This is a genomic window from Streptomyces sp. HP-A2021 (assembly GCF_022807935.1).
GTDB lineage: Bacteria > Actinomycetota > Actinomycetes > Streptomycetales > Streptomycetaceae > Streptomyces > Streptomyces afghaniensis.
The window spans coordinates 4739749-4760854 of record NZ_CP094344.1; the positions used below are offsets into that span (position 1 = coordinate 4739749).

Below are 21106 nucleotides of genomic sequence, written 5' to 3' on the forward strand. Positions count from 1 at the left end.
ATGCCGGACTCCACGACGACGCGCATGCCGAAGTCCCTGATCTTCGTCCTCGTCCTGGCCGGCGGACACGCGCTCGGCAACGTCTTCGGCGGCTGGGCGGTCATCGACGAGAACCAGAGCAAGCTGGACCACGGGCAGGACCTGCTGATGCCGATGGCCATGGCCTGGTTCCTGGCGCTGATCTGCTGGGGCCTGGCGGCACTCCAGGTCGCCTGCGTCGTCCTGGCGCGGGGCCGCCGCCTCTGGGTCCGTGTGGCGCTCATCGTGTGCCTGTCCTTCGCCGCCCTGGGGATGCTTTTCGCCTCCCTCGGCTCGCTGGTCGCCGGGGCACCCAGCCTCCCGGCGTTCCTGATCGCCTTCGCCGACCTCGCGGCCCTGTGGACCGTGAGCGGCGAGACGGGCCGCCGGTACTTCTCGGTACGCGCCCCGGCTCCGGTGGTGACCACGACATGACCTATCCCGCGTACGACCCACCGCGGCCCCCGGTCCCCGCCGACCCCTGGGCGGTCGCCCTCGGCAACGCCACGCTGCTCGGCATCGGCTATCTGCTGCTGCGCCGGTGGCGACTGGCCGCGATCGCCGTGCTCGGCACGGCCGTGCTCCTCGACCTCACCGCCTCCACCGCCCGGACGCGGTACGAGATCCTGCTGCTCCTGTGGTGGGCGGCGGGCACCGCCCACGGCTGGTTCCTGGCCCGTCGCCGCCCGGAGCAGGCCGTACGACGCGGGCAGCGCGCGGGCACGCTCGGTCTCGCGCTCGCCGTGGTGCTGACCGCCGTACTGCTCCGCGCCGACGCGTACGGCATCGAGAGCCGTGTGACCGAGGCCCGCGAGGACGGCGACTGCGAGGCGGCCGTCGCCGCGCAGGGCGAGGTGTGGTGGGGCCATCGCCTGGCGGGCGCGCCGGTGGTGGAACCCGGCGACGCGGTGGTGCAGGCGTGCCACCGGCTGGACGGGGCGGCGGCCACCCTGGCCCGCGCCGCGCGCCGGGGCAGCACCGAGGACCTGGGGCGGGGCTTCGGCACGCTCGCCGGCGTCCTCAACGAGCCCGGCAACGAGCGGACCGTAGGGACGGTCCTGGACGCCTTCCTCGACGGCCTGCCCACCGACGACTCCTGCGACACCGCCGCCCTCACCGCCTGGCTCCGCGACCGCGGCCCCAGCCACGACGTCCTGGACCGCTCCGCCGGTCCGGCGGCACGCACGGAACCCGCCGCTCTGGTGGGCTGCGCCGACCACCTGATGACCGAGGACGCCTGGCAGCAGGCGCGGACCCACTACCAGCGGCTCCTCGACACCTACCCCGACGACGCCCGCGCGGACGAGGCCCGCGACGGCGTGCGCGAGGCCACCCTCGCCATCGAACTGGACCACGTGCGCGGCCTGGTCGAGAACACGTCCGGCGCCGACTCCGGATACTGCTCCAGGCCCACCAGGTACAGCGGAGCCCCGCCGTACCGCAAGGGCAGCCACCGCGCCCTGTTCCTCGGCGACTCCGAGTACACGGACAAGCTCCCCGGCTCCTGGCGCACCGGCGACCCGGCCAGGGCCGCGCTCGTGGTCTGCGCGGGCGCGGCGGAGAACGGGGCCGCCGTGCAGACCTGCTCCTACGAGAACGACAAGTCGAGGTACCTGCCCCACCAAGTGACCTTCTACAAGGTCAAGATCCCCTTGAAGGTCTACGAACTGCGCACCGGCAAGCGCCTCGACCCGCGCTCGGTCCAGATCGGCGGCGGCAGCTGCCCGAGTGTCCTGCGCTACGAGTACTACATGTACGACCTGGGACCGGGCGACCAGTTCGTCTCGACGTCCAAGTCCGGCGTACGGGACGCGTTCCGGCCGGTCGTCCGACGGTGACCATCCGTCCCTCGCCCCGCCCGCCGCACCCGCACCGCACGCAGCCCCAGGAACACCAGCAACCCGAACGGCGAGAGCAGGACCGTGAGAACCAGCAGGGGTCCCATCAGCAGGGCGGAGATCTCCAGCCGCCGGCCCTCCCGGTACATCCACTGCCCGATCAGCAGGTCCCAGGCGATGACCTGCGCCCAGACGGCAGCGGCACCGTCCGGCAGGGCCGTCAGCTCGCGGAAGCTGCCGAGATCCGGACTGCTGACCGCGGTCCACAACACGGGGAACACCGGTACCGCGAGCGCGAGATACACGAAGAGCACCGGCAGCACGGTCAACGGTGACCCGGCGATACGAGCGGTCGGGCCCCACGCCGGCGCGAAGATCATGAGCAGCCAGACGGGCGCGGCCAGGAGGAAGGAGAGCTCGAAGAGGAATCCGGTCATGACACGAGATCCTTCGATACGGGAGCACTCGTCGCGTCCGTCGCCCCGTATGCACGGGACATCCGGCCCGTCCGCAGAGCCCCGTACACCCCGAGAGCGACGGCGACCAGAATCAGCCCGGCCGCTCCCAGCGTCGCCCCGTCCGGACGGATCAGCGACTGACCGCGCAACGCCTGCCAGAGGACCAGCGCGAACACGGCGGCGTACGCAGCCGAGGCGACCAGCACGAGACGCAGCCGGATGCGCTCGTCGGCGAGATAGGCGAAGCGCGGCGCGAGGACGGTCAGCAGCATGAGCAGCAGCGGCAGGAGCTGCAGCGCGTGCATGCCGAAGAAGTGCGGGATCCGCAGATCACCGCCGGTCGTGGACCAGCCGGTCAGCGGCATCGAGGGACCCCCGTCCGGCACGCCCACACTGTGCGCGCCGACCACCTTGGAGACACCGCGCCGCTGTCCCGGCGCAGGCTGGGTCATCAGGAAGCCGACGGCGGCCCCGGCCAGCGCCAGCAGGACCCCGGAGCGCATCGCCCAGGCGGACGCCCGGTCGGCGATCCGGGCGCGCAGCAGCAGCACGGCGACGACGAGCGTGCCGGCCCACAGGACGACGACCGTGACGGCCATCGCGTTGAACAGCGCCTCGTCGAACGGTGTCTCGTGGTTGAAGTGGCTGCGCTTGCCGCGGACGACCTGCCCGGTGATGATCACCATCTCGACGAGGCTCGCCAGCGCGACGACGGTCCCCGCCCACCAGCCCACGCGCCGCCGGTCGGGGAGCAGCGACAGCATCCAGGCGAGCGACAGGCAGTACGCCACGAACGACACCGCGAACTTGAACGGCTTGGCCCAGATCGGCGCCCCCGCGAGGACGCGGTCATCGACGAGGAGCCCCACCGCGGACCCGGCCGCCGTGAGAGCCATCGCGGCCGCGAACACCACCAGCGGCCGATGCCAGGACGTTCGTAAGAACACCATGCCCCACCCCTGAGTTGGACGACGTGAACGGATAGCGGCACTATCCGCTATCAGATAGCCCCACTATCTATCATGGGAGCCGAGTCGGCAAGAGCCGGCGCGACGGGCAGGGCGAAGGGCGAGGAGTGAACCGACATTGCGCATCGGAGAGTTGAGCCGGAAGACCGGGGTGCCGGTGCCGACGATCAAGTACTACGTCCGCGAAGGGCTGCTCCCCGCAGGCGAGTTGACCAGCCGTAACCAGGCGAGCTACGACGAGACACACGAACGCCGGCTCCGGCTGATCCGCGCCCTGCTCGACGTCGGCGGCATGAAGGTGGCGGAGATCGCGGACGTCCTGGCGGCCGTCGACGACCCGGAACGCCCCCTGCACAAGGTGCTCGGCGCGGCAGCGGACCGCATGGGCGGCACGGCCGACGGCCCCGACGACGCCGAAGCGGCGGCCGCCCGCACCACCGTGACCGACCTCATCTCCCGACGCGGCTGGCGCACCCACGAGTCGAACCCCGCCGCGACCGACCTCGCCCGGGCCCTGGCCGCCCTGACCCGGCTCGGCCACGGAACCTTCGCCGAACTCCTCGACACGTACGCCGAAGCCGCCGAGCAGGTCGCCCGGGCCGACCTCGCGTACGTGGACCGGCGGGTCGCCGTCGAGGACATGGTGGAGGGCGTGGTCATCGGAACGGTCCTGGGCGAGGCGGTGTTCAGCGCACTGCGCCGCCTGGCCCATGTCGACGCGTCGGCCAGGCTGTACGGGGCGGAGGGGGCACCGGGGGCCGAGAAGAGCTAGCCGGGGCGCGGAGCCCCGACCGAAACCGAACCCTTCGGTAATGTGTTCGCCCGGGGCGGCCCGAACTGCTGCTGTCGGACGGACCCGGGGGGCACTTCAAAGCGTCAACTCCACGGAGGACACGGGCGGCGGCCGAAGCCCCCGCCCTCACGCCGTCGGCGGCATCGCCCGAACGAGGCCCGACTGGTAGGCGATGACGACCAGTTGCGCACGGTCGCGGGCGTTCAGCTTGGTCATGGCCCGGTGGATGTGCGTGCGGACGGTCAGCGGGCTGAGCGTGAGGTCCTCGGCGATCTCGGTGTTGGACCTGCCCTCCGCTGCCAGGGCCATCACCTCGCGTTCGCGGACCGTGAGGTCGGCGAGGCGCTCCGGGGACGCCAGGTGGGTGTCGGGGGCCGGGGCCATGAGGAAGCGGGTGATGAGGGAGCGGGTGGCGCCGGGTGAGAGGAGCGCCTCGCCCGAGGCCACCGTGCGCAGGCCGGCCAGCAGGGTGTCGGCGGTGACGTCCTTGCCGAGGAAGCCACTGGCACCGGCCCGCAGCGCCTGGGCGACGTAGTCCTCGGTCTCGAAGGTGGTGAGGATGAGGACGCGGGTGGCGGACAGGTCCGGGTCGGCGCAGAGCATGGCGGTGGCGGTGAGGCCGTCGGTGCCGGGCATGCGGATGTCCATGAGGACGATGTCGGGGTGGTGGGCGCGGGTCAGCTCCACCGCCTCCGCTCCGTCGGAGGCCTCGGCGACCACCTCCATGTCCGCGCAGGAGTCAATGAGGATCCGGAAGGTGGCCCGCAGCAGTGCCTGGTCGTCGGCGAGCAGCACCCTGATGGTCATGGCGTGGTTCCTTCTGCGAGGTGGGTGGTGGGTTGCAGCGGCAGCGCGGTGGTGACCTCGAAGCCGCCCTGGGGGCGGGGGCCGGCGCACAGTTCCCCGCCGATGGAGTGGGCCCGTTCACGCATGCCCATGAGGCCGAAGCCGCGGCCCTGAGGGGCCTCGGCCACCGGTTTGCCGGTGCCGTCGTCGGTGACCGTGATCAGCAGGCGGGAGCCGGTGTATGCGAGGCGCACTCGGGCGGCCTCGGCGGTGGCGTGCTTGGTGACGTTGGTGAGCGCCTCCTGCACGATCCGGAACGCGGTCAGATCGACGCCGGGTGACAGCGGCTGCGGCTCCCCCTCCGTGATGACGGTGACCTCCAGGCCCGCCGACGCGCACGCCGACACGAGCTCGGGCAGGCGTGCCAGGCCGGGGGCCGGTTCCAGCGCCGGGGAGCCGGGGCCGGTGTCGCCCTCGTGGTCGTTCTGCCGCAGCAGGCCCAGGGCGGCCTTCAGCTCCCGGAGCGCGGAGGACGTGGTGCCGGTCAGGTCGGTGAGGATCTTCCGGGTCTGCTCGGGGTTGCTGAGGGCGAGGTGCGCGGCCGTGCCGGCCTGGGCGTTGGCCAGGGCCATGTGGTGGGCGACGACGTCGTGCAACTCGCGGGCGATGCGCATCCGTTCCTCGGTGACGCGCTGCCGGGCCTCTTCCTCCCGGGTGCGCTCGGCGTGTTCGGCCCGGGCCTGCACGGCCTGGAGGTAGGCGCGCCGCAACTGGGTCGTCTTGCCGGCGGCCAGGGGCAGCATCAGCCAGAAGACCGGGCCGATCGTCCTGAGCAGCAGCGAGACGTGGTTCATGGAGTCGGAGAACACGGCAGCGAGCGTCACCGCGACCAGGGTGGTGAGGCCGTAGGCGCGGGTGGACTTCCGGTCGGTGAGCGCGGCCAGCCAGTACAGCGCCGCCATGACCGGGGCCAGCAGCAGCGGCGTGACCAGATAGCCCAGCGTGACCGCGGCCACCGTGCAGCCCCCGGCCACGACGACGACGGTGCGCGGGTGGCTGCGGTGCTTGAGCAGGACGAGACAGGCGACCCCCGTGAGGACGGTGGCGGCCTTGTCCTGGTCCGGAGGTTCGGCGCCGGGCAGGGTGAGCGAGCCGCCGAGGGCCGAGCAGCCCGTCAGCGCCAGGACCATCGCCAGATCGACGAGGAACGGGTGGCGCGCCGAGAACTCCTCCAGGCGATCCGCGTAGCGCCGCTCCAGGGTGATACTCATCGAACTCTCCGGGGGATGGGCTGAGGACCATGGTGGTCGACGTCGGGCGGGAAGGCCCGAGGGGCCGCCCGTGTCCTTCGCCACGGGCGGCCCTGGTGCGGGGTGGGTCAGGTGCGCGCCGGCTCCAGGTCCGGTGCGGGGTCGGGGGCCCGTTCCCGCTCCGGCCGGCTGAGGGCCTCGCCCTCCACGTCGACGCGGGGCAGCGCCCGGTCCAGCCACTTCGGCAGCCACCAGGCCTTGTCGCCGAGCAGGGCGAGGACAGCGGGCACGATCGCCATCCGGACGACGAAGGCGTCGAACAGGACGGCGGAGGCGAGCCCGAACCCGATCATCTTGATCATGGAGTCGCTCTCGCCGATGAACCCGGCGAAGACCGCGACCATGATCAGGGCCGCCGCCACGACCACCCGGGCGCTGTGCCGGAAGCCGGACGTGACCGCCTGCGCGGGCGACTCGCCGTGGACGTACGCCTCCCGCATCCGCGAGACGAGGAACACCTCGTAGTCCATCGCGAGGCCGAAGACGATGCCGACCTGGAAGATCGGCATCAGGCTCATGATCGGGCCGGTCTGCTCCACGCCGAAGAGTTCGGCGCCGTGGCCCTGCTGGAACACCACGACGACCGCGCCGAAGGAGGCCAGCACCGACAGCAGGAACCCGAGGGCCGCCTTGAGCGGGACGAGCAGGGACCGGAAGACCACCAGCAGCAGCACGACCGCCAGGCCGACGACCACGGTCAGGTACGGGACCAGCGCGGCCTGCACCTTCTGCGCGATGTCGATGTTCATCGCGGTGGTGCCGGTGACCTCGAAGCTCGCGCCGGTGGCGGACTCGATGCCGGGCCGCTCGCCCCGGATGGTCGTCACCAGGTTCTTGGTCTTCTCGTCGGTCGGCGCGGTGGACGGCACGACGGAGAAGACGGCGGTGTCACCGACGTCGTTGAAGCGGGCCGGGGAGACGGACACGACGCCCTTCGTCGAGCCGATCTCGCGGGCGATCTCATCCGCCGCGCCCTTGGGGTCGGTGACACCCCTGCCGTCCACGACGACGGTCAGCGGCCCGTTGAAGCCCGGCCCGAAGCCCTCGGCGAGCGCGTCGTAGGCGCGGCGTTCGGTGGTGGAGACCGGCTTGGCCTCGTCGCCGGGCATACCCAGTTGGAGGCCCGCCGCGGGCAGGGCGAGGGCGCCGAGACCGACGACGCCGAGGAGCAGGACGGGTATGGGGCGGCGCAGGACGAACCGGGCCCAGCGGCTGCCGCCGTTGTCGCCGTCGCTCCCCTCGATCCGGCCGCTCTTGCGGGCCCGCCGGGTGAGCACGGCGTTCGGCCAGAAGCCGAGAAAGGCCGGGACGAGCGTCAGCGCGATCAGTACGGCGACGACGACCGCGCCGGCGGCGGCCAGGCCCATCTTGGTGAGCATCGGGATGCCGACCACGGCGAGCCCGGCCAGCGCGATGACCACGGTGAGCCCGGCGAACACGACCGCGGACCCGGCCGTGCCGGCGGCGAGTCCGGCGGCCTCCTGCGGGGCCCGGCCCTTGGCGCGTTCCTCCCGGTAGCGGGAGACGACGAACAGGGCGTAGTCGATGCCGACGGCGAGGCCCAGCATCATCGCCAGGGTGCCGGTGGTGGTGGACAGGCCGAGGGCCTGGGACAGGGTGAGGATCGTGGCCATGCTGACGCCGACGCCGATGAGGGCGGTCAGCAGGGGCAGCCCGGCGGCGGCCAGGGAGCCGAAGGTGATGAGCAGCACGACGGCGGCGATCGCGACGCCGATCACCTCGGCCGTGCCGCCCGGGCCGGCGTTGCCGGCCAGCGCGGTGCCGCCCGCCTCGACGGTCAGCCCGGAGTCCCGGGCCTGGTCGATGGCGCGTTCCAGGTGGGCCCGGCTGGCGTCGGTGAGGTCGTCAGCCCCGACCTTGTAGGTGACGGTCGCGAAGGCGGTCGAGCCGTCCTTGCTGACCGTCTTCGCCCGGAACGGGTCGACGGCGCTCGCGACCTGCGTGCCGTCGCCGAGGCCGGTCACGGCCTTCTCGATGGCCTGCTTGTTCTCGGCGGCGGTCACCTTCTCGCCGCCGGGCGCGATGAACACGACCCGGGCGGTCGCCCCGTCGGCCGTGGCCCCGGGGAAGCGCTGTTCCATCAGGTCGAACGCCTTCTGGGACTCGATGCCGGGCATCGAGAATCCCTCGTCGGCGGCGCCCGGGGCCTTGAGGGCGCCGAGCCCGACGGCGGCCAGCACGGCCGCCCAGACCAGGGCGACGTACCAACGTCGCCGGAAGGCCAGTCGGCCCACTCGATACAGAAAAGTCGCCACGGCAGCAGGTCTCCACATCCGGGTGTCGATCGTCTGCCAAGGCTCTCCGGCGGCGGGCCGTCCCGTCGTCGTGCGGCTGCCGACAATCCGGGCTACTCGCAGCGCAGTACGAGCGGGCCGCCCGTACACCTCGGGTACGAGATTTCCGGGCCATCCGGCGCGGCCTGTGCTACCGTCGTTGTTGTTGCAGTTTTGGTTCCCAGAGACTTCGAGTGCTCTATCGACCTTCGTCGACGAGCACTCTTTTTAGTTTCCGAGGATTTTCGGATCTCTCCGAGGGTGATCATTTCAGCGACTCCGAGTCCGTAAAGTGCGGGTCTCGGGTTTGTCCCCCTAAGGGAGATTCAGCATGGCATCTGGCACTGTGAAGTGGTTCAACGCGGAAAAGGGCTTCGGCTTCATCGAGCAGGAGGGTGGCGGTCCTGACGTGTTCGCCCACTACTCGAACATCGCCACCTCCGGCTTCCGCGAGCTTCAGGAAGGCCAGAAGGTTACCTTCGACGTCACGCAGGGCCAGAAGGGCCCGCAGGCCGAGAACATCGTGCCCGCCTGACGCTGACGCGTCCGTCGTGACCGGGGCCCGCACCGTGAGGTGCGGGCCCCAGCCTCGTTTTCATCCAACACCCGGCTCAGTGTTGCGAATCCTGGTGCGGCCCTTGCCGGCCGCCGGGAATTCCCCGATACGTGTGCCGCATCGAGGAAGGATCCCCTTGGATCGCACCGCTCGCAAGAACAACGGCTCGCCCCACTCCCGTAAGGCGGCGGGCCGAAGCGTCTCCGCCCGTACGGCCGGCGCGGGCCGCGGCGGCCCCCGGCGCCGTACCGCGCCCGGCGGGGAGTTCGCGCCCCCGGCCACCCTCACCCCGGCGCTGCCCGCCGTCCACGACTTCGCCGGACTCGGCCTGCCCGACCGGCTGCTCGCCGCGCTGCGCGCCGAGGGCATGACGGTGCCGTTCCCGATCCAGGCGGCGACGCTGCCCAACTCGCTGGCCGGCCGGGACGTGCTGGGCCGCGGGCGCACCGGGTCGGGCAAGACGCTCGCCTTCGGTCTCGCCGTACTGGCCCGCATCGACGGGCAGCGGGCCGAGCCCCGGCAGCCGCTGGCCCTCGTCCTCACCCCCACCAGGGAACTGGCCCAGCAGGTCACCGCCGCGCTCACCCCCTACGCCCAGGCGCTGCGCCTGCGGCTCACCACGGTGGTCGGCGGTATGTCGATCGGCCGCCAGGCGAGCGCGCTGCGCGGCGGCGCCGAGGTCGTCGTCGCGACGCCCGGCCGGCTCAAGGACCTCATAGACCGCGGCGACTGCCGGCTGGACCGCGTCAGCGTCACGGTCCTGGACGAGGCCGACCAGATGACCGACATGGGCTTCATGCCGCAGGTGACCGCCCTGCTCGACCAGGTACAGCCCGGGGGCCAGCGGCTGCTGTTCTCGGCCACGCTGGACCGCAACGTCGACCGTCTGGTCCGCACCTACCTCCACGACCCCGTGGTCCACTCGGTCGACCCGTCCGCCGGCGCGGTCACCACGATGGAGCACCACCTGCTGCACGTGGAGGACGACGACAAGCACGCCACCACGACGGAGATCGCCGCCCGCGACGGCCGCGTGATCATGTTCCTGGACACCAAGCACGCCGCCGACCGGCTGGCCAAGAAGCTGCTGGCCGTCGGGGTGCGCGCCTCGGCCCTGCACGGCGGGAAGTCGCAGTCGCAGCGCACCCGGACCCTGGCCCGGTTCAAGGACGGCGAGGTCACGGTCCTGGTGGCCACCAACGTCGCGGCCCGCGGCATCCACGTCGACAACCTCGACCTGGTCGTCAACGTGGACCCGCCCGCCGACCACAAGGACTACCTGCACCGCGGCGGCCGGACCGCCCGCGCCGGCGAGTCGGGCACCGTCGTCACGCTGGTCCTGCCCCACCAGCGCCGCGAGACGGCCCGCCTGATGGCCGACGCCGGGATCACCCCGCGTGTCACCCGGGTCCGCTCGGGCGCGGCCGAACTGAGCCGCATCACCGGCGCCCAGGCACCCTCGGGCGTGCCCGTGGTCCTCACCCCGCCGCCCTCCGAGAGCGGCCCCGCGCGCCCGGGTTCCACCCCACGCGCCCGGCGCGGCAGGCCCGCCCGGAGCCGCCGCCGCTGAACCGCATCCCGGATTGCTCCCCGGATAGCTCCCCGGAGCGGTGGCCGCGCGGTCCGCGTCATGGGTCGGTCCGCGCGGGAGTCAGCCGTACCACCGTCCCCTCCCCGTTGGACGACAGGAGCAGGGAGCCGTCCGGGGCGGCGGTGAGTCCCGCGAAACGGGGGGCCACGCCGGGGAGGCCGTGGGCGAAGAGGGCGGGGGTCTGGCGCGGTGCGGCCCCCGGCGGGGTGCCGACCGCCAGGTCTTCCGCCTCGATACGGGTGTCGCCCGTCGTCAGGGAGACCGACCAGAGCCGGCGGTGAGCGGTGTCCACGGTGAAGAGCTCGTCGCCGCGCACCGCCAGACCCTGTGGGGCGCCGAGGCCGTCCGCGACCGGCACCGGCTCGCCCTCGTCGTCGATGCGGAGTACGGCCCCTCGCCGGTCGTCGCTGACGTAGCAGCGGCCCTCCGCGTCGAGCGTGACGTCCACGGGGTGGTCGATGCCTTCGGCCAGGACCGTGACCGTGTCCGTACCGTCGATGGCGAGGACGCGGCCGGCGCCCGTCTCGGCGACGACCAGGGTGCCGTCGGGCCGGGCCGTGATGCCGAGGGGCTGGTCCAGGCCGGTCGCCCTGGTGCGGGTGGTGCCGGCGGCGGGGTCGTAGGTCTGGACCGTGCCGAACTGCGAGGTCGTGTGCAGGACTTCGCCGTCGGCCGTGATGCCGTGGACGAAGGGCTGGAGGATCTCGGTGGTGACGTCGCCCGACGCGCCGGGGTCGGGCTCCTCCGGGCGGGCCACGCGGTAGTGGTCGGCCGCGTACACCCGGCCGCCGAGGTCGATCGTCACGCCGTACGGGCCGTCCAGGCCGCGCGGGACGACGGGCCGGGTGCGGCCGTCGGGGTGGAGCTCCGTGATGCCGCCGCTCGCGAAGCTGGAGACGAACATGCGGTTCTCCCCGTCGAACGCGGCGTTGTCCAGGCCCGTGACCCCGCTGGTGACCAGCGAGCGGGAGCCCGTGCCGTGCAGGTCGACTCGGGTGACGATGCCCTCGGGGCCGCGCGACAGGACGTGCAGGACGCCGCCCTGGTCGAAGCGGACCGCGACCGGGTCGTGCACGTCCTCGGCGACGACCTCGGGCACACCGCCGCCGGTGGGGATGCGCCAGACCTGGTTGCTGACCATGTGCGGGTAGTAGAGGCAGCCGTCCGGGCCGAGCTGCATGGCGTTGCCGAGCGCCAGCCCGTCGGTCAGCACGACCGGGTCACCGCCCTCGGGGAAGAGCTCCAGCAGCCGGCCGTTCATCCGCATCTCGTTGACGAACAGCCGGTCGCCCACGCACGTGATGCCGTTGGGCACCTTCACCTCGTCGGAGACGAGGCCGTACTCGCCCCGGGGACTGCGGCGCCACACCCGGCCGGGGACCAGGTCGGCGATGTACATCGACCCGTCCGCCCCGAAGGCCAGGTCGTCGGGCGACTGGACCGGGCCGTCCGGCGGGACCACGACCTCGACGTCCCCGGTGGCCGGGTCGACGGCACTGATCTGCCCGGCGAGGAACTGCGCGACGTACAGCCGCCCGTCGGGGCCGAATGCGACGCCGTTGGAACCCCACAGCGGGTTCGGTGAGTTGAGGCGCCGGGCCTGCCAGCGGGTGCTGCGCACGCCACTCGTTTCGTGCCTGCTCGGACGCCCCGTCACGAGCCCAGCACCTCGTCCATGCCGCCCTCCGCACGCCAGCGCCGGATCAGCTCGTAGAACGCGATCGGGCCGTCGCCGTACGACTCGCTGCGGGGTCTCGGCATGCCCTCGGCGTTGTAGTAGCCGGGGGTGCACTCGGACTGGAACTTGTACAGGTCCACCGACTTGGCGCGGATCACGGCCCCCCAGGCGGTCTCCGCCTCGGCCGTCGGCTCCACGCACCGGACCCCGCGCCGACGCGCCTCGGCGATCACCTCGGCGACGTGCGTGGCCTGCTCGTCCAGGACGTGCACGTAGTTCACGGAGCTGGCGGACTGCACCGAGCCGAGCATGAACAGGTTGGGGAAACCGCGGCTGTAGAAGCCGTGCAGGGTCCTCGGGCCGGTCTTCCGCCAGGCCTCCAGCAGGGCGACGCCGTCCCTGCCGTACGCGGGAAGCTGCCCGGACAGCAGACCGGAGACGCCGACCTCGAATCCGGTGCCGAAGATGACGCAGTCGGCCTCGTACTCCACCCCGCCGACCACGGCGGCGCGCTCGGTGAAGCGCTCCACTCCCCCGTGGTCGGCCGTGTCCACGAGGGTGACGTTTGGCCGGTTGAAGGTCTCCAGGTAACCGTCGCTGAACGTGGGCCGCTTGCACATGTAGCGGTACCAGGGCTTGAGCTTCTCGGCGGTCTCCGGGTCCTCGACGATCGCGTCCACCCGGGCCCGCAGTTCGTTCATCTTCTGGAAGTCGGCGATCTCCTCCAGGCGTTCGCGTTCCTCGGGCGTGAGGCCGGTGAAGCCGTCGGTGGGGATGAGCTTCTGCTGGAGGCGGGCGGTGCCGGTCCAGCCGTCGGCCACCAGGTCCTCGTCGGCCGGGCCGCCCGTGACGACCGCGAGGAAGTTGTCCCGGCGCCGCCGCGCCCAGCCGGGCTCCAGCGAGCCGGCCCACTCGGGGTCGGTGGGGCGCTGTCCGCGCACGTCGACGGAGGACGGGGTGCGCTGGAAGACGTACAGGTGCTGGGCGTCCCGGCCCAGGTGCGGCACGACCTGGATGGCGGTGGCGCCGGTGCCGATGAGGGCGACGCGCTTGTCGGCGAGCTTGTGCAGTCCGCCGTTCGCGTCGCCGCCGGTGTAGTCGTAGTCCCAGCGGCTGGTGTGGAACATGTGGCCCTTGAAGGTCTCGATGCCTTCGATCCCGGGCAGTTTGGGCTGGCTGAGCAGCCCGGTGGCCACGACGACATGGCGTGCGGTCATGCGGTCGCCGCGGTCGGTGGTGACGATCCAGGCGGACTCGCCCTCGTCCCAGCGCAGTTCGCTCACCTGCGTCCGGAAGCAGGCGTCGTCGTAGAGGCCGAAGTGCCGGGCGATCGCCTGCGCGTGCTGCCGGATCTCCTCGCCCGGCGCGTACTTCCACTTCGGGACGTAGCCGAGCTCCTCCAGCAGCGGCATGTAGACGTACGACTCGATGTCGCAGTGGATGCCCGGATACCGGTTCCAGTACCAGGTGCCGCCGAAATCGGCGCCCTTCTCGATGATCCGGACGTTCTCCAGGCCGGCCTGGCGCAGCCGGGCACCGGTCAGCAGGCCGCCGAAGCCGCCGCCGACGACCACCACGTCCACGTGGTCGTGCAGCGGCTCCCGGCTGAACCCGGACTCGGCGTACGGGTCCTCGTCGAAGTGGCCGAACTCGCCGGTGGTGCGCCGGTACTGGCGGTTGGCGTCCGGGCGGATCCGCCGGTCGCGCTCGGCCCGGTACCGCTCGCGCAGGGCGTCCGGGTCGAAGTCCAGGGCCGGGGCGGGGGTGTGGGGGGTGGACATGCGTGTCCTCTTCCTCTCGCGGATGGGGCGCGGTACGGGGAGGCCGGGTGGGGTCAGACCGCGGCCCAGGCGTTGTCCACCGGCAGGACGACGCCGTTGACACCGCTCGCCGCGTCGGAGGCGAGATAGACGATGGCGGCGGCCTGCTCCTCCGGCTCGCAGATGCGGCCCATGTTGACGAAGTACCGGCCCACGACGGCCGGTCCGTGGGCCTCCCGGTCGATGTGGACGTCGGCGGTGATGTCGGTGGCCGTGCCGCCCGGGGCTATGGCGTTGGTGCGGATGCCCTGGTCGCGGTACATCACCGCGAGAGAGCGGGTGAGCCCGAGGACGCCGTGCTTGGAGGCGGTGTACGCCGTGCCGGCCGCGCTGCCGCGCAGCGCCGCCTCGGACGCGGTGTTGACGATGGCGCCGCCGCCCGCGGCGATCATGTGCGGCAGCGCGGCCCGGGTCAGCAGGAACGGCGCGGTGAGATTGATCCGCAGGACTCGCTCCCACTCCGCGTCGGTGACGTCGGCGGCGGCCGACATGCTGTCCATGACGCCGGCGTTGTTGACCAGCACGTCGATGCCGCCGAAGGTGCCGACCGCGGCGGCCACGACCGCGTCGACGACGGCGCTGTCGCTCAGGTCGCCCGTGACGGCGACGGCCGTTCCCCCGGCGGACTCGATGGCCCCGACGACACTCTTGGCCCCCTCGGCGTTCAGGTCGGCGACCACGACCCGCGCTCCCTCCGCGGCGAACCGCAGGGCGGTGGCGCGGCCGATGCCGGAGGCGGCTCCGGTGACGATGACGCTCTTGCCTGACAGACCCGTGGCACCCATGGCGCTCCTCTGCTCGTCGCGTTGGCCCGGCGTGCGGGCACAGTACTGGTTTTTGTCTCAGTGCGACATAAAGACGCGTCGTGCCAACAGGTCGTTTCACGCCAGGAAGGCAGGGCGCGACGTAAAATAGAGTGGGCGCGGCAAGTCGAGGAGGGCGCATGGCCGGACGATCGGGTGGGGCCACGGGGCGGCCACCGCTGACGGAGCGGCGACGCGCCGAGACGCGTATGGAGATCGCCGAGGAGGCGGTCCGGCTCTTCGCCGCGAAGGGCGTCGCGGCGGTCACCGCGGAGGACATCGCCTCCGCGGCAGGCGTGTCGACGCGCACGCTGTGGCGGTACTTCCGCTCCAAGGAGGAGTGCGTACGCCCCCTGCTCACCACGGGCCTGGAGCTCCTGACGGAGCATCTGCGGGACTGCCGGGGCGATCACGAGCCGCTCGCCGAGGCGATCCTGAGCATCCGGTTCGACGACGAGACCTCACCGCGCGTGCGGGCCCTGCGCGATCTGCTGCGGCTCGGCCGCGACGAACCCGGGCTGCGGGCGGTGTGGCTGGAGGCGCACTACGACGCGGAAGCCGCCTTCGCCGCGGTGATCGCCGAGCGCACGGGCCGGCCGTCCGGCGATCTCGCGGTCCGGGTGGAGGCGGGCGTGCTGAACACCGCCATGCGCATCGCGGTGGAGGACTGGGCCCTGCGGCCCGACCGGCCGTCGGGGCCGTCCTTTGCGGAGACCGTCACGCGCGCGCTGCGGATGATCGACGTCGTCGAGCGGCGCTGAGGATTCGGGCCGGCCCCCTCAGTCGCCGACCAGGGGCGCGCCCAGCCAGCGGCGCAGCGCCGTGACGAAGGTGGTGCCCGGGCCCGCCTCGGGAGTCCAGGCCACGTAGCCGTCGGGGCGCACCAGCAGCGGAGTGGGCACGTCCGGCGAGACCCGCTCGGCGGCGAGCGGATCGACGCGGTCGCGCCAGCCCGCGGCCAGGGACACGAACTCGGCCTGGCCGGCGGTGTGGACCAGCACCGCCCGGCCCTCCTGCTGGAGCGTGGCCAGGCGCACCGTGCCGCCGCCGTCCCGCCGCGGGCGTTCCAGGAGGAGGTCGGGGCAGGCACGGCCGAGGAGACCGGCCGCCGGCTCGGCTCCGGTGCCCATCGGGTAGAACACGTCCTTCATGGCGTACACGTCGTGGAGCCGCTGCTTGACCGCCGGATCGGTCATCAGCTCCTTGAAGAACAGCTCGTACGGGGCCGTGTTCTCCGGGCCGGGGTGCAGGATCCGGGTGGCCGCCTCGGAGTTGCGCAGCACCCGGGCGGCGACCGGCCGGCGTTCGCTCTCGTAGCTGTCGAGCAGCCCGTCCGGGGCGTCGCCGCGGACGGCGGCGGCGAGCTTCCAGCCGAGGTTGACGGCGTCCTGGAGACCGAGGTTGAGGCCCTGCCCGCCGAACGGCGGATGGACGTGGGCGGCGTCACCCGCGAGCAGGACGCGGCCCCGGCGGTAGCGCTCCGCGAGCCGGCAGGTGCCGGTGAACCGGGCGAGGGAGACCGGGTCGCGCAGGGTGACGTCGACCCCGCTGGTGCGGCGCAGACTGGCCTCGACCTCGTCCAGGGTCACCTCGCTGTGCCGGTCGACGGGCGGGGTGTCGAACTCGACGCTGACGATCCGGCTGGGCCCGTGCGCATAGGCCGCGATGCCCCGGGGCGTCCGGCGCCAGGTCCGCTCCAGAGCACCCTCCGGCTCGACGGTCACCACGGCCTGATACCCCGTCACCTCCGGTCCGCCGCCGGGGAACCCGATGCCGAGCGCCTTGCGGACGGCACTGCGCCCGCCGTCGCAGCCGACGGCGTAGCAGGCCCGGAAGGTGTGTTCGGTGCCGTCCTCGTCGGTGGCGGTGACGACGGCACCGTCCGTCCCGTCCCTCAGGCCGGTCACCGTCAGACCCCGCCGCACCCGGCCCCCGAGCTCCACCAGACGGTCGTACAGCACCTCTTCGAGGATGCCGGCGCGCACCGGGAGCATCTCGGGCGCCCGGCCGTCCCCGTCCCGCTCGGTGCGGTACGCCGGTTCGGCCTCGGCCGTCGCCTTCATCAGCTGGTCCAGGACACCGCGCCGGTCCAGGGCCTGGATGCTGCGCGCGGTGATGCCCGGGGCGCGCAGCCGCCGGTCGAAGTCCGCCGCCCGCTCCAGGACCAGGACGCCGACGCCCGCCACCGCCAGTTCGCAGGCCAGCATCAGGCCCACCGGACCGGCTCCTACGACGATGACGTCCGCGTCAGGGGCGGTCGTTGCCGGTGTGCGGGCTGCGGGCATGGTGAGGGGTCTCCTTGCAACTCGTGCGGTTCCGGCGTCCGGCCCGGGCCCGGAGTCCCCGGCACCGACACCGACACCGACACCGACAGGGACTGGAGCAGCAGATCGGCCAGGGTCGCGTGGTAGCAGGACCGGAAGAGCGTGGTGTCGTCCGGCCGCGACCCGGCCAGCAGGCGTGCGGCCGTCTCGTCCAGCGGCGTGCCGCCGTCGCAGTGGACGGCCAGCGACTCGCGCCGGGCCGCCCAGGCCTCCTCGGCGGCCGGGTCCCCGGCACCGACGCCGCGCAGCGCGATGAGCGTCTCGACGAGCAGGTCCCACCGCCCGGCGCGCAGGGCGTGCCCGTGCAGCCGGTGCAGCAGCGCGGCGAGCCGGTCCCGCTCGACGGCGGACAGGACGAGCGGGGCGCCGCCCAGGTCGGTGGCGTAGAACACCGCGTGGGTGACGCGGTAGGCGTCCCGGGTCAGGTCCTGGTCCGTCCAGTCCCGGCCCAGGACCGCCCTGCGGCACAGCCCGGCCCAGTCCGGGCCCGTGCGCAGCAGCCCGGCGGCCTCCAGGGCGTGCAGGACGCCCGGTGAGCCGGGGCGCACTCCGGCGCGGGCCCGCTCGCGCAGGACCTGCTCGCAGTCGTCGACGACGTGGCCGGCGGCCCGGAGCCACAGGTAGGGCTGCATCAGGTAGAGGGCGTCGCCCGGTTCGGCTGCCGCCGCCCGGGCCGCGAGCCCGCCGGCGCACGCCTCGACGAGGAAGTCCCGCCAGCCGCCGAGCTCCCGGACCCTTGGGCCGAGCCGCCCGGCCAGCCAGTGGTGGGCGAGGGCGAGTTCGCTCAGCGGCTTGAGGCGGTCGCGCCGGGCGGCGGGGTCCGGCGGCGGCAGGAACGCCGGCAGCCGGTCGCCGACCCAGGCCAGTGCGCGGGTCAGCGGCTCGGGCAGCGTCCCCGCGCCGCTCGCCGGAGCGGAGCTCACCTCCGCTCCCCCGGGGCCTCACCGGAACCGGCCCGGCGCACCATGCCGCTCGACACCAGCCGGTCCAGCAGCTGCCGCCGGAGCCGCTGTGCCGTCTCCTCGTCGCCGTCGGGGAGCAGCGGGGCGTACGGGTTGGGGGAGCCGGGGTCCAGCGCGCTCCGCAGGACGTGACTGGCGCGGCGCGACAGCCGGTGCACGGTGAACCGGCGGGTGTCCAGCAGGACGCCGCAGAACGGGAGTTCCCGGAACACGATGTGGTCGGCGAGTTCGACCTCGGCCTCGGCGCGGGTCGCGTCACGCATGGTCCAGTCCTTCCAGCCAGCGCTCGATCACGCAGAGTCGGGCGATCTCCTCCCCGTTGCGGTGCACCCGGGCGGGCGTCAGACCGTCGACGAAGGTCCGGCTCAGCACGCCCAGCCGGCACAGCAGCGAGTCGGGGGTGAGCAGGGCACGGCAGGCCTCGAAGTTCTGGTTGACGAACATCGCGGAGATCGAGTCGATCCGGGCCTGCTGCATACGGTGGCCGATCCCGGCGGGCACGGCCCGGTCGGCGTAGGCGAGCCGCAGCGCGAACTTGTCGACGGTGAGGCCGTGTCCGAAGCCGATGCGGTGCCGGGCGGGCAGGGCGAGGGCGTACTCGACGACGTCCCGGTCCGCGAAGGGCGTGCTGATCAGCCGGTGCTTGGGCAGCGCGTAGTTGATCCAGGCCGCCTGGAGGTTGGCCGTGCTGAGGGACTGGCCGAGCATGAACAGCGAGGTGATGCCCTGCGGCAGGCCGCGGCGGGACCAGCCGCCGCGCCGCAGCGCCGAGTGGAGGCTGTCCCGGGCCCGGTCGGCGGCCTCGCGCAGGGCGAGGGTGACGCGGGCACCGGCGTCCTCCGTGAAGCCGACGGGGTGCACGATGGCGTCGCGGTCCGGCAGCGCGGTGGTGGGGTCGCCGCTGAGCAGCCGGTAGAGGTAGCGGGCCGTGGCCAGTGCCCGGCCGCCCGGCCGTCCCGTGCTTCCGGCGCCCGGCCCGTCTCCGGCCGGGGCGCCGCCCGCGAACGACGTCCGTGCTGCGGCGGCGAGCGTCTGCCAGACGGGCTCACCGGCCACCCGGGGGTCGAGGATCGCCGGGCCGGCCACCGAGAACAGTCCGCGTTGCAGGTCGTGGGCGAGGATCTGGTCCGCGAGCAGCCCGGAGAGCACGAACCGGGCGCCGGCCGCCTCCGCGAGGTCGACTGCCGCCGCGATGCCCCGCAGCGGCACATGGGTCTGCGGCAGCGCGCCGGTGGCGGGGATGTCGATGTAGTCGCCGCCGGCCCGGGTGTGCTTGGACATGTCGTACGGCATCCAGGACAGCCCGCAGGCCCGGGCCACGGACTCCGCGGCCTCCCGGTCGGAGTCGAAGCCGGGGAAGCCCTCCAGGGTGAAGTGCAGCCCCATGCCCCGGCCCGGACCGGTGCCGATCTCGTGGGCGACGGCGGCCGAGTCGATGCCGCCGCTGAGCATGAGGACGGCGTCCGGCTCGTGCGCGAGCATCCGGCCGCAGGCGCGGGCCAGACGCTCGCGCAGGCCGTCGGCGGCCTCGTCGATGGTGCGGGGCGGGTTCTCGTGCGGGCGGAACTCGTCGAACGTCTCGGACCGGGGCCGCCGCCCCTTCTCCAGCACCAGCGCGCTGCCCGGCGGGAGTCTGCGCACCCCGGCGAACCAGGAGCGGTCGTCCGGCATGCCGCGCTCGGCGATGAGCATCGGCAGCACGTCGGTGTCGACGTCGGAGAGCCGGGGCGGCCGGTCGCCCAGCAGCCGGGCCGGGTCGGCGGCCCACAGCAGGCTGTCGCCGTCCTGGGTCCAGAACAACGGGGTGAGGGCGTTCACCGCCCGGTACAGCGTCAGCCGCCCTCCGTCGGGCGCGACATGGGCGAGGACGAAGTCGCCGCGCAGCCGGCGGACCGCCTCGGCCCCGCGCAGGTCGAGCAGGCGTTGCAGCGCGGTGAGCGCGGCACCCGGCTCGCGGCCGGTGTCGAGGAGCAGGAACTCGGGCAGCGCGGACAGGTCGAGCCAGCCGGTGAACTGGAGCCGGCCGGCCCGCTCGGCCCGGGCCGCGTCCAGTGCGGCGCCGTTCTCGTAGACCGGGCCCTGGAGCAGACAGGGACGGTCGCCGGCGGCCCGGGGGGAGGCCGTGCCGGTGGCGTCGTGGGCGGTGGTCGTGTCCAGGAGCGCGCCGCCGGGGACGTGCGCCCGGCCCGCCATGCCGAAAGCGGTGAGCAGCATCTCAGCCCTCCTGCGGGTAGCGGAGCAACTCGACGTATCCGAGGGGCCGTTCCCCGCCGCGCCCGACCAGCGGCAGGTCGCCGAGGGCGGGCCAGGCGTGCAGTTCCTCGCTGCCGTCCGAGTGCTCGATGACGGGGTAGCCGATGACGACCTCGGCGTCGAAGCCGAGCCCGCGCAGGGCGGCGCAGACACCGAGCGACTCGTGCAGGCACAGATGGGCGCCGGCGACGGTACGGGCGAGGCCCTGGATCTGCCAGGCGGCCGCGCGGGCGCAGAAGGCGGTCGCCTCGTCCCGCAGGGCGCGCCGCGGCCGGCGCGGGTCGACCGGGGGCAGCAGCGGGAGGGCGGCGGCCAGACCGCCGGCGCGGAAGGCGCGGCCGATGCGCAGGTAGTCCGCCACCGCCCGGGGCAGCTCACGGCCGCGCACCGGGACCTCGGCGGGCACCGTCACGCCGGCGAGCGCGGAACGGACCAGGCGGCGCCGCAGCTCGCGCGGGGTCTCACGGGGAGACCGGGCGGCCGGTCCACGCCCGGTCGACCGGAAAGCTGGTGGGGCGGAAAACACGATCTCCTCTTTCCTGCTCGGCGGGCTGCGGTTTTCCTTTGTGGGGATTTCTCTGCGCAGGTAATACCCAGGCGTGGCAGATTTTCCTGAGAAGCGCCGGGCGTGGCCTCCCCGAAGGGAAGGCCACG

19 protein-coding genes are annotated in these 21106 nt (G+C 73.2%); 6 read left to right on the forward strand and 13 right to left on the reverse strand.

Annotated features, from left to right (window positions below):
- Both MQE23_RS21325 and MQE23_RS21330 read left to right on the forward strand, forming a co-directional pair.
- Entirely contained in the window at positions 1 to 453 is a 453-nt protein-coding gene (locus MQE23_RS21325; RefSeq protein WP_243379914.1) for a hypothetical protein, read from the forward strand.
- Complete coding sequence (locus MQE23_RS21330) at positions 450 to 1856, forward strand: hypothetical protein (protein WP_243379915.1); 1407 nt, start codon at positions 450 to 452, stop codon at positions 1854 to 1856. Before MQE23_RS21325 ends, MQE23_RS21330 begins: the two co-directional genes overlap by 4 nt.
- Here MQE23_RS21330 and MQE23_RS21335 read toward each other — a convergent pair.
- A complete protein-coding gene (locus MQE23_RS21335) occupies positions 1766 to 2293 on the reverse strand; it encodes an ABA4-like family protein (RefSeq protein ID WP_243379917.1) in 528 nt (175 codons plus the stop codon). The genes MQE23_RS21330 and MQE23_RS21335 overlap by 91 nt on opposite strands.
- Positions 2290 to 3210 (reverse strand): hypothetical protein, encoded by a 921-nt coding sequence (locus tag MQE23_RS21340; protein ID WP_243382700.1) that lies wholly within the window; start codon positions 3208 to 3210, stop codon positions 2290 to 2292. Before MQE23_RS21340 ends, MQE23_RS21335 begins: the two co-directional genes overlap by 4 nt.
- Positions 3211 to 3400: 190 nt before the next feature.
- On the opposite strand from MQE23_RS21340, the gene MQE23_RS21345 reads away from it, so the two are divergent.
- Positions 3401 to 4054 (forward strand): MerR family transcriptional regulator, encoded by a 654-nt coding sequence (locus MQE23_RS21345; RefSeq protein WP_020271380.1) that lies wholly within the window; start codon positions 3401 to 3403, stop codon positions 4052 to 4054.
- 147 nt (positions 4055 to 4201) lie between these two features.
- Here the strand turns inward: MQE23_RS21345 and MQE23_RS21350 are convergent, their stop codons facing one another.
- The 3 genes from MQE23_RS21350 to MQE23_RS21360 all read right to left on the reverse strand — a co-directional run bounded on the left by MQE23_RS21350 (position 4202) and on the right by MQE23_RS21360 (position 8447).
- Complete coding sequence (locus MQE23_RS21350) at positions 4202 to 4882, reverse strand: response regulator transcription factor (RefSeq protein WP_243379919.1); 681 nt, start codon at positions 4880 to 4882, stop codon at positions 4202 to 4204.
- Positions 4879 to 6132 (reverse strand): sensor histidine kinase, encoded by a 1254-nt coding sequence (locus MQE23_RS21355; protein WP_243379920.1) that lies wholly within the window; start codon positions 6130 to 6132, stop codon positions 4879 to 4881. Before MQE23_RS21355 ends, MQE23_RS21350 begins: the two co-directional genes overlap by 4 nt.
- Positions 6133 to 6239: 107 nt before the next feature.
- Positions 6240 to 8447 carry an MMPL family transporter gene (locus MQE23_RS21360; protein ID WP_243379921.1) on the reverse strand — a complete coding sequence of 736 codons (2208 nt, stop codon included), beginning with the start codon at positions 8445 to 8447 and terminating at the stop codon, positions 6240 to 6242.
- Between the two features lie 349 nt (positions 8448 to 8796).
- Between MQE23_RS21360 and MQE23_RS21365 the strand changes: the two genes are divergently transcribed.
- Together MQE23_RS21365 and MQE23_RS21370 are read left to right on the forward strand one after the other, a co-directional pair.
- Entirely contained in the window at positions 8797 to 9000 is a 204-nt protein-coding gene (locus MQE23_RS21365) for a cold-shock protein (protein WP_010032345.1), read from the forward strand.
- A 157-nt stretch (positions 9001 to 9157) separates the two neighbouring features.
- Positions 9158 to 10591, forward strand: coding sequence for a DEAD/DEAH box helicase (locus MQE23_RS21370; protein ID WP_020271374.1), 1434 nt, complete (start codon positions 9158 to 9160; stop codon positions 10589 to 10591).
- A 58-nt stretch (positions 10592 to 10649) separates the two neighbouring features.
- On the opposite strand, the gene MQE23_RS21375 is transcribed toward MQE23_RS21370, so the two are convergent.
- Genes MQE23_RS21375 through MQE23_RS21385 form a run of 3 tightly spaced genes read right to left on the reverse strand, consistent with a single transcriptional unit; the run spans position 10650 to position 14895 of the window.
- Entirely contained in the window at positions 10650 to 12269 is a 1620-nt protein-coding gene (locus MQE23_RS21375; protein ID WP_037668057.1) for an SMP-30/gluconolactonase/LRE family protein, read from the reverse strand.
- On the reverse strand, positions 12266 to 14071 hold the full coding sequence (locus MQE23_RS21380) for an NAD(P)/FAD-dependent oxidoreductase (RefSeq protein WP_243379922.1): 1806 nt from the start codon (positions 14069 to 14071) through the stop codon (positions 12266 to 12268). Before MQE23_RS21380 ends, MQE23_RS21375 begins: the two co-directional genes overlap by 4 nt.
- 53 nt (positions 14072 to 14124) lie before the next feature.
- Positions 14125 to 14895, reverse strand: coding sequence for a glucose 1-dehydrogenase (locus MQE23_RS21385; protein ID WP_020271288.1), 771 nt, complete (start codon positions 14893 to 14895; stop codon positions 14125 to 14127).
- Positions 14896 to 15053: 158 nt separating this feature from the next.
- Here MQE23_RS21385 and MQE23_RS21390 point away from each other — a divergent pair, with 158 nt between their 5' ends.
- Positions 15054 to 15674, forward strand: coding sequence for a TetR/AcrR family transcriptional regulator (locus MQE23_RS21390; protein WP_243379923.1), 621 nt, complete (start codon positions 15054 to 15056; stop codon positions 15672 to 15674).
- Between the two features lie 18 nt (positions 15675 to 15692).
- On the opposite strand, the gene MQE23_RS21395 is transcribed toward MQE23_RS21390, so the two are convergent.
- Genes MQE23_RS21395 through MQE23_RS21415 form a run of 5 tightly spaced genes read right to left on the reverse strand, consistent with a single transcriptional unit; the run spans position 15693 to position 20864 of the window.
- Entirely contained in the window at positions 15693 to 17198 is a 1506-nt protein-coding gene (locus MQE23_RS21395) for an FAD-dependent monooxygenase (RefSeq protein WP_243379924.1), read from the reverse strand.
- Positions 17141 to 18160 carry a hypothetical protein gene (locus MQE23_RS21400; RefSeq protein ID WP_243379925.1) on the reverse strand — a complete coding sequence of 340 codons (1020 nt, stop codon included), beginning with the start codon at positions 18158 to 18160 and terminating at the stop codon, positions 17141 to 17143. Before MQE23_RS21400 ends, MQE23_RS21395 begins: the two co-directional genes overlap by 58 nt.
- Entirely contained in the window at positions 18157 to 18462 is a 306-nt protein-coding gene (gene adfB / locus MQE23_RS21405; protein WP_020271291.1) for an actinodefensin-associated protein B, read from the reverse strand. The genes MQE23_RS21400 and adfB overlap by 4 nt, the downstream gene beginning before the upstream one ends.
- On the reverse strand, positions 18455 to 20413 hold the full coding sequence (locus MQE23_RS21410; protein WP_020271292.1) for an asparagine synthase-related protein: 1959 nt from the start codon (positions 20411 to 20413) through the stop codon (positions 18455 to 18457). The genes adfB and MQE23_RS21410 overlap by 8 nt, the downstream gene beginning before the upstream one ends.
- A gap of 1 nt (position 20414) precedes the next feature.
- Complete coding sequence (locus MQE23_RS21415; protein WP_020271293.1) at positions 20415 to 20864, reverse strand: lasso peptide biosynthesis protein; 450 nt, start codon at positions 20862 to 20864, stop codon at positions 20415 to 20417.
- Between the last annotated feature and the right edge of the window lie 242 nt (positions 20865 to 21106).

Coding starts and splice junctions, on each gene's coding strand:
- MQE23_RS21330 (WP_243379915.1), top strand. CDS start 450: ATGACCTATCCCGCGTACGACCCACCGCGGCCCCCGGTCCCCGCCGAC.
- MQE23_RS21410 (WP_020271292.1), bottom strand. CDS start 20,413: ATGCTGCTCACCGCTTTCGGCATGGCGGGCCGGGCGCACGTCCCCGGC.
- MQE23_RS21325 (WP_243379914.1), top strand. CDS start 1: ATGCCGGACTCCACGACGACGCGCATGCCGAAGTCCCTGATCTTCGTC.
- MQE23_RS21395 (WP_243379924.1), bottom strand. CDS start 17,198: ATGCCCGCAGCCCGCACACCGGCAACGACCGCCCCTGACGCGGACGTC.
- MQE23_RS21385 (WP_020271288.1), bottom strand. CDS start 14,895: ATGGGTGCCACGGGTCTGTCAGGCAAGAGCGTCATCGTCACCGGAGCC.
- MQE23_RS21335 (WP_243379917.1), bottom strand. CDS start 2,293: ATGACCGGATTCCTCTTCGAGCTCTCCTTCCTCCTGGCCGCGCCCGTC.
- MQE23_RS21365 (WP_010032345.1), top strand. CDS start 8,797: ATGGCATCTGGCACTGTGAAGTGGTTCAACGCGGAAAAGGGCTTCGGC.
- MQE23_RS21340 (WP_243382700.1), bottom strand. CDS start 3,210: ATGGCTCTCACGGCGGCCGGGTCCGCGGTGGGGCTCCTCGTCGATGAC.
- MQE23_RS21355 (WP_243379920.1), bottom strand. CDS start 6,132: ATGAGTATCACCCTGGAGCGGCGCTACGCGGATCGCCTGGAGGAGTTC.
- MQE23_RS21350 (WP_243379919.1), bottom strand. CDS start 4,882: ATGACCATCAGGGTGCTGCTCGCCGACGACCAGGCACTGCTGCGGGCC.
- MQE23_RS21390 (WP_243379923.1), top strand. CDS start 15,054: ATGGCCGGACGATCGGGTGGGGCCACGGGGCGGCCACCGCTGACGGAG.
- adfB (WP_020271291.1), bottom strand. CDS start 18,462: ATGCGTGACGCGACCCGCGCCGAGGCCGAGGTCGAACTCGCCGACCAC.
- MQE23_RS21380 (WP_243379922.1), bottom strand. CDS start 14,071: ATGTCCACCCCCCACACCCCCGCCCCGGCCCTGGACTTCGACCCGGAC.